The 650-nt window shown below is 40.2% G+C and carries 1 protein-coding gene; it reads right to left on the minus strand.

From position 1 onward, the window contains the following. Nucleotides 1-85: 85 nt before the first annotated feature. Nucleotides 86-650: DUF6402 family protein (locus DW49_RS0107570; RefSeq protein WP_024421199.1), on the minus strand; the 565-nt coding region annotated here is incomplete at its 5' end.

Below are 650 nucleotides of genomic sequence, written 5' to 3' on the forward strand. Positions count from 1 at the left end.
TACAGATGCCCTATCGAAATGATGACGGAAATGATGTCCAAGCATCATGAGAGTCCATCCCTAACTCAATAGCCGGGTGTTGCACTCAGCCTCTGAAACCGCCCACTTTTTCTCTGTAGTCTCGAAAATTCCCATTAGTAATGGCAGCGAATGGACCATTTTTTAATTTGATTATCAATTGGCCTTGTGGTGTTATGGCTATAACGGTCTCTGTTTTGGTCAAAACCCGATTTTCTGTCCATGTGCCAAGGTATTGAAAACCATTGAAGTCGTAGTTGTCTCTTATGTAAAATCCCATGTTTTTCACATGAAAGTAGCGGTGATATTTTAGTGTGATCGGGTTTTGTTTAGTAAATGCATTTCCTGTCACACCAATTTTTAGCGTGGCTATACCTAAGGCCCCGTACATGTCATCGAGTACATCCCATGCCTCACCAAGTTTTGTAAAGTTTACCTGCGTTGATGCATCTACTTGTATGGCTGACATGGATGTAGAACCTAGCTCAAAAAAACTTTCCCCATCCCAGTCAGCTTTTTTTAATCTATCTTCTAGTGTACTGTTTTCGAAATAAGTTACCCATAACCTGCAAGCTAAGCTATTGATAAGATTTGAATTTTCCGTTAGTTGGTGGCTGATTTTTTCGAAAACA

The sequence above is a fragment of the Pseudomonas avellanae BPIC 631 genome, from assembly GCF_000444135.1.
Classification (GTDB): domain Bacteria; phylum Pseudomonadota; class Gammaproteobacteria; order Pseudomonadales; family Pseudomonadaceae; genus Aquipseudomonas; species Aquipseudomonas avellanae.